This window comes from Streptomyces sp. JK94, from assembly GCF_053613315.1.
This window is the reverse complement of record NZ_JBSICH010000009.1, coordinates 232,177-238,906: the sequence shown is the minus strand read 5'-3', so window position 1 is coordinate 238,906 and position 6,730 is coordinate 232,177. Positions and strand designations below refer to the sequence as shown.

3 protein-coding genes are annotated in these 6,730 nt (G+C 73.0%); 1 reads left to right on the top strand and 2 read right to left on the bottom strand.

Annotation, left to right across the window (positions count from 1 at the left end; translation table 11 throughout):
• Positions 1–136 precede the first annotated feature (136 nt).
• Positions 137–2,539 carry a malto-oligosyltrehalose synthase gene (treY, locus tag ACVV2G_RS10075; protein ID WP_453842280.1) on the bottom strand — a complete coding sequence of 801 codons (2,403 nt, stop codon included), beginning with the start codon at positions 2,537–2,539 and terminating at the stop codon, positions 137–139.
• A gap of 399 nt (positions 2,540–2,938) precedes the next feature.
• Positions 2,939–5,056, bottom strand: coding sequence for a glycogen debranching protein GlgX (gene glgX / locus ACVV2G_RS10070; RefSeq protein WP_453842279.1), 2,118 nt, complete (start codon positions 5,054–5,056; stop codon positions 2,939–2,941).
• A 353-nt stretch (positions 5,057–5,409) separates the two neighbouring features.
• On the opposite strand from glgX, the gene ACVV2G_RS10065 reads away from it, so the two are divergent.
• A complete protein-coding gene (locus ACVV2G_RS10065; RefSeq protein WP_453842278.1) occupies positions 5,410–6,657 on the top strand; it encodes a DUF5919 domain-containing protein in 1,248 nt (415 codons plus the stop codon).
• Positions 6,658–6,730: the final 73 nt, after the last annotated feature.

Below are 6,730 nucleotides of genomic sequence, written 5' to 3'. Positions count from 1 at the left end.
GGGTGGGGTGAGTTTTCGCCTCTGGGGGTTTGTTTTCTCTTTTGCTGTGGTTTTCCCCCCCCCCTCGATGCCGTGCGGCGGGGAGGGACAGGCGTGAGCCGCCCGGCGTGCCCGCCGCTCAGCCCGTGCCCGCCGCTCAGCCCGCGTCCGCCCCGGCCGCCGCCACCCGCTCCAGCAACGCCACCGGCACTCCCGCGAACAGCTCCTCCACGCGCGCGTGCCCGGTGAACTCCCGTCCGGGCGTCAGCGCGTCGGCCCACCGGCCGGGCGGCAGCGGCAGTGTCGTACCGCGCCAGCCACCCGCCTCCGCCAGCCGCAGGGACAGCCGGGTCACGGCGGTCACGACCTCCCCGGAGCGGGCGAACGCCACGCAGTGCGCCGCCGCGGGCCCCTCGGCGGTGAGCGGCGCGTACGTCGCCGCGTCGCCGAACAGTTCCGGCCGCCGCCCCCGCAGTGCCAGCGCCGCCCGGGTCACCGCGCCCTTCGTCCCCGCGGTCCCCGCGTCCACCGCCCCGGCGTCGCCGCCCCCGGCGGGCGGGAAGTCCACGGGCCGGCGGTTGTCCGGGTCCACCAGGGCCAGGTACTCGTCCTCGGTGCCCTGGTAGAGGTCCGGCACCCCCGGCATCGTCAGGTGCGTCAGGGCCGTGCCGAGGACGTTGGCCCGGATGTGCGGCTCCAGCGCGTCGCGCAGGGCGGCCACCCGTCCCCCCGGCGTGCCGCACGGCCCCGCCGTCACGAACCGGGCCACCGCGTCCTCGTACGGCGGCTCCTGCTCCGTCCAGCTGGTGTGCATCCCCGCCTCGCGCACGTGCTTCAGCAACGCCCCCCGCACGCGCTCACCGTCCGCCGGCCCCAGCCCGAACACCGTCTGCCAGGCCGCCCACGCCAGCTGCGCGTCCGGCACGCCCTCGCCGGTGCGGGCGACCTCCGCCAGGACGTCCGTCCACCGCTCGGGGCACTCCGTGAGGACCGCCAGCGCGGCGCGCACGTCGGCGCTGCGCTTGGTGTCGTGGGTCGTGACGACCGTGCCGGTCGCGGGCCAGTCGCGCTGCACGCGCGCGCAGTACGCGTGGAACGCGTCCGGTGACAGGGCCGGGCCGCCCGGGTTCCCGCCCACCTCGGTCGCCGACAGCAACGGCACGTAGCGGTAGAACGCCGTGTCCTCGACGGACTTGGCGCGCAGCGCCGACGCGGTCTGCGCGAACCGCGTCCGGAACTCCACGTGCTCAGGCCCGTCCCCGAACCGCCCGAGCACCAGGTCCCGTACCGCGTCCACCGCCCCGCCCTCCTCCCGCACCGGGAACGCGAGCCGCGCCTCGGCGGCGGCCTCCTCGGTGACGACGGACGCGGCGTCCGTCGGGGTGTACGGCCGGTACACCTCCAGCCGGACCAGCAGCTCCCGCAGTGCCGTGCGCAGCGCCCACGGCGCCCGGTCGCGCAGGGCGGGCTCCGGGGAGGCGACGCACAGGCGGTGCGCCACCCGCGTCAGCCGGTCCAGCTCGGTGGCCAGCTCGTGCGTGAGCACCTTGTGGGCCGCCCGCCGCACCGTCGCCGCCCAGTCCCCGCCCCGGTCCGCTTGCGGGGCCGTGAAACCGCGGTACCGGACGACGAGTTCCCCGTACCCGGCCGGGTCCGTGAAGAGGGCGTCGACGTGCCGCAGGGCGTCGTAGCCGGTCGTGCCGGCCACGGGCCAGGCGGCCGGCAGCCGCTCGCCGTCCGCCAGGATCTTCTCCACCACCGTCCACCGGCCGCCACTGGCCTCGTGCAGCCGCCGGAGGTACGTGCCGGGGTCGGCGAGGCCGTCGGGATGGTCGACGCGCAGCCCGTCGACCACGCCCTCGTGCAGCAGCCGCAGGATCGTGGCGTGCGTGGCCTCGAACACCTCCGGGTCCTCCACGCGTACGCCGATCAGCTCCGAGATGCTGAAGAAGCGCCGGTAGTTCAGCTCGGTGCGGGCGAGCCGCCACCACACCGGGCGGTACCACTGCGCGTCCAGCAGCTGCGGCAGCGGCAGGTCCCCGGTGCCGTCCCGCAGGGGGAAGACGTGGTCGTGGTAACGCAGTACGTCGCCGTCGACCCGCAGGTCGTCCAGCACCTCGCCGACCGGGGCGCCCAGCACCGGCAGCAGCACCTGGCCGCCCTGCGCCTCCCAGTCGACGTCGAACCACCGCGCGTAGGGCGATTTCGGGCCCTCGCGCAGCACGTCCCACAGGGCCCGGTTGTGGCGGGGGGACATCGCCATGTGGTTCGGCACGATGTCCACCACCAGGCCCAGGCCGTGCTCCCGCGCGGTGCGCGCCAGCGCCCGCAGCCCCTCCTCGCCGCCCAGTTCCCCGCGTACGCGCGAATGGTCGACGACGTCGTAGCCGTGCGACGAGCCGGGCACGGCCTCCAGCACCGGGGACAGGTGCAGGTGCGAGACGCCGAGCGAGGCCAGGTACGGCACGGCCGCGGCCGCGGCCGAGAAGGGGAAGTCGGGCTGCAACTGCAGCCGGTACGTGGCTGTGGGCACCGTCGGGTCGGGTCGCTCAGGTGTCATGGAGACCTACGTACCCGTCTCGCCGCCTTTCGTGTCATCGCCCCCTCCACAGGGGGTACGCGCGGGTGGCCGGCTGCGAGCGGTGGAGGCGGCCGAGGCACCGGCCGGCGCGGCGCGCCGCGGGCGTACCGGGAGGTGATCGGCCTGGCCCGCCCCTGCCGCCAGGGGAGTGACGAGCGGTGGCGGGGCTCGCCATGGCCGCCGCGCCCGCCCGCGCCGGCGCCGCGCCCGGCACCGCACGCCGGACGCACCGCGACCGCGCGCCGTACGCCGGACACACCGCGGTCACCCACCGCACGCGCGTGGGCGAAGCGCCCGGCACGGCAGGCTCCGGACCCCGCCCGGCCCTTCCCGCCCGTCCGCCCCGCGACGCCGTCGCGCCCGTTCGCCGGTCAGGTCCTACACCGGCCGCTGCAGCACCGTCAGGCTCCGGTCCACCAGGGTCAGCCGGTCCCCGGCCTGCACCTTCGCGCCCGTTCCCCCGGCCGCCCCCTCGGTGCGGGCGGTGTCGACGATCACCTCCCACTGCCGGCCGTGGTCGACCGGCACCACGAACTCCAAGGGCTTGGGCGAGGCGTTGAACATCAGCAGGAACGAGTCGTCGGCGATGCGTTCCCCGCGTGCGCCGGGTTCCGAGATCGCGTTGCCGTTCAGGAACACCGTGAGCGCCGACGCCCGCGCCGAGTTCCAGTCCCGCTGGGTCATCTCCGTACCCTCGGGGGTGAACCACGCGATGTCCGACAGTTCGTCGTGGGTGCCCTCCACGGGGCGCCCGTGGAAGAAGCGCCGCCTGCGGAAGACCGGGTGGTCCTTGCGCAGCCACACCATGGAGCGGGTGAACTCCAGCAGCTCGCCGCCCGTGCCGTCGCCCTCGGGCCACGCCACCCACGCCAGCTCGTTGTCCTGGCAGTAGGCGTTGTTGTTGCCCTTCTGGGTGCGCGCGAACTCGTCACCGTGGCTGATCATCGGTACACCCTGGGACAGCAGCAGCGTGGCGATGAAGTTGCGCATCTGCCGGGCCCGCAGCTCCAGCACCGCCGGATCGTCGGTGTCACCCTCGACGCCGCAGTTCCAGGAGCGGTTGTGGCTCTCGCCGTCCCGGTTGTCCTCGCCGTTGGCCTCGTTGTGCTTCTCGTTGTACGCCACCATGTCGTGCAGGGTGAAGCCGTCGTGGCAGGTCACGAAGTTGATCGAGGCGAGCGGACGGCGGCCGTCGTCCTGGTACAGGTCGGACGAACCGGTCAGCCGGGACGCGAACTCGGCCAGCGTGCGCTGCTCGCCGCGCCACAGGTCCCGCACCGTGTCCCGGTACTTGCCGTTCCACTCGGTCCACAGCGGCGGGAAGTTGCCCACCTGGTAACCGCCCTCGCCCACGTCCCACGGCTCGGCGATCAGCTTCACCTGCGAGACGACCGGGTCCTGCTGCACCAGGTCGAAGAACGAGGACAGCCGGTCCACCTCGTGGAACTGCCGGGCCAGGGTGGCCGCGAGGTCGAAGCGGAAGCCGTCGACGTGCATCTCGGTGACCCAGTACCGCAGCGAGTCCATGATCATCTGGAGCACGTGCGGCGACCGCATGAGCAGTGAGTTCCCGGTCCCCGTGGTGTCCATGTAGTAGCGGGGATCGTCGGTCAGCCGGTAGTAGGAGGGGTTGTCGATGCCCTTGAAGGACAGCGTCGGGCCCAGGTGGTTGCCCTCGGCGGTGTGGTTGTAGACGACGTCCAGGATGACCTCGATCCCGGCCTCGTGCAGCGCCTTGACCGCCGACTTGAACTCCAGCACCTGCTGGCCGCGGTCGCCCCAGGAGGCGTACGCGTTGTGCGGGGCGAAGAAGCCGATGGTGTTGTAGCCCCAGTAGTTGTTCAGGCCCATGTCCACCAGGCGGTGGTCGTTGACGAACTGGTGCACCGGCATCAGCTCCAGCGCGGTCACCCCCAGCTCGGTCAGGTGCTCGATGAGCGCCGGGTGGGCGAGGGCCGCGTAGGTGCCGCGCAGTTCCTCGGGCAGGCCCGGGTGCCGCATGGTCAGGCCCTTCACGTGGGCCTCGTAGAGCACCGTGTGGTGGTACTCCGTCCGGGGGCGCCGGTCGTCGCCCCAGTCGAAGTAGGGGTTGACCACGACCGAGGACATCATGTGCGGAGCGGAGTCCAGGTCGTTGCGCCGATCGGGGTCGTCGAAGTGGTAGCCGTACACCTCCTCGCCCCACCGGATCGAGCCGCTGATCGCACGCGCGTACGGATCGAGGAGCAGCTTGGCGCTGTTGCAGCGCTGCCCGCGTTCCGGCGCGTACGGGCCGTGCACGCGGTAGCCGTACCGCTGCCCGGGCATCACGCCCGGCACGTACGCGTGCCGTACGAACGCGTCGCTCTCCCTCAGCTCGACCGCGGCTTCCGAGCCGTCGTCGTGCAGCAGACACAGCTCTACTCGGTCGGCGGCCTCCGTGAAGACCGCGAAGTTGGTGCCGGCGCCGTCGTACGTGGCACCGAGTGGATATGCCTCTCCAGGCCAGACCTGCATGGACACGACTCTTTCAGGTGTGGGGCGCCGGTGCGGACGCCATGGCTCCGAGTCTCCCCGAAAGTGAGGCGACCACCTAGCACGTACGTCCTCCTACCCACCCGTCGGCGATCTGCTCGGTCCGCGCCCGGGAAGGGCGCGAGGGATTCTTCCCCGCGGCGTGCGACGTCACCGCTATGAATCCGCTCACTCCACGGTGTCCGGACCGCCGGAACGGACGTGTGGGACACGGAGGTTGGGGAAACCGGCGCGTCCATCGGGCTGCACCGCGGACCGCTCGCGGAGTACCCTTCCTTGATCGTTGGGCGGGGTTTCCCCGAAGGTGCTCCGGGGGAGCGGAAGGCGGTGCGCGGGTGGGCTCGGGAGGGCTGGAGCTGCCTCCTGGTGACGACGGTCACCAGGGGAACTCCACGGACGTCCCGCCCGGCGCGGTGTCCCTGGTGCGGCCGATGAACGCGGGCGCGATCGGTCCGGAACTGGACTGGGACGCCGACGCCTGGCACGAGGTGCGCACCCGTGCGCAGCGGGCGGGCCGGGCCTACATCTGGCTCAACCTCGTCGAACAGCGGCTGCGCGCGGTCGTGGCCGCCGTCCTCAGGCCGGTCTACGAGCCCGTCCACGGCGACGACTGGGTGGTCGCCGCGGCCGGCCCCGCCGGGCAGGAGTGGGTGCAGCGCGCCGTCGCCGTCCGCGAGGTCAGCCGCCGCAAGGGCTACCTGCTCGACCCGGCCGACGACAACGTCCTCAGTTTCCTCACGCTGCCGCAGCTGCGCGAGCTGATGGTGCAGCACTGGCCCTGCTTCGAGCCCTACGTCGACGAGCGCCGGGACGTGGAACTCGCGCTGGACGAGCTGGAGGTCACCCGCAACGTCGTCTCCCGCAACCGGGCCTTGTCCGAGGCGGTCCTGAACCAGGCCGAGCGGGCCTCGGCGCGCCTGCTGGAGATCCTCGGCGCGGGCAGCGACGTGCCGTCCGCGCGGCGGATGCCGGTCGACGCGGTGGAGGACCTGGTCGGCGACCGGTACGCCGACGTGGTCGCGGTCCACTCGGACCGGGTGCGGCTGCTGCGCCAGTTCCCGGCCGAGGACCTCTTCGGCGGCGCCCGTCGGGTGGACGCCCTCGGTATCGGCCTCAACCTGCTCGTGCAGAACTTCTCCGGCCGGCGCCTGCTGCGGCTGGCCGAGTCCGGCGGCCGGGTGCGCCTGCTCTTCCTGAACCCGGCCTCCAGCGCGATCAAGCGCCGCGAGCGGGAACTCGGCATCAAGCGGGGCGAGCTGAGCCGCGCCGTGGAGATGAACATCCTGCACATGCGCCGGGTGCGCGCCCGGCTGCGGGACCCCGGCGCGTTCGAGATCCAGGTCTTCGACGAGACGCCCCGCTTCACCGCCTACCTGGTCGACGGGGACGGCGCCGACGGCATCGCGGTCGTCCAGTCCTACCTGCGCCGGACGCGGGGGATGGAGGCACCGGTGCTCGTCCTGCGCAACGGGCGCAACGGCGGCAGGGTCGTGAAGACGGACCAGCTCGACGAAGGGGGGCTCTTCCCGACCTACCGCGAGGAGTTCGAGCTGATGTGGGCGGATTCGCGGGCGGTGTCCTGAGCGCCGGTGCGCGATGCCGGCCCGGTCTCCCGCCCGCCGTCGGTCCCGGACCTGACCGGGCGTAAGCGGAATG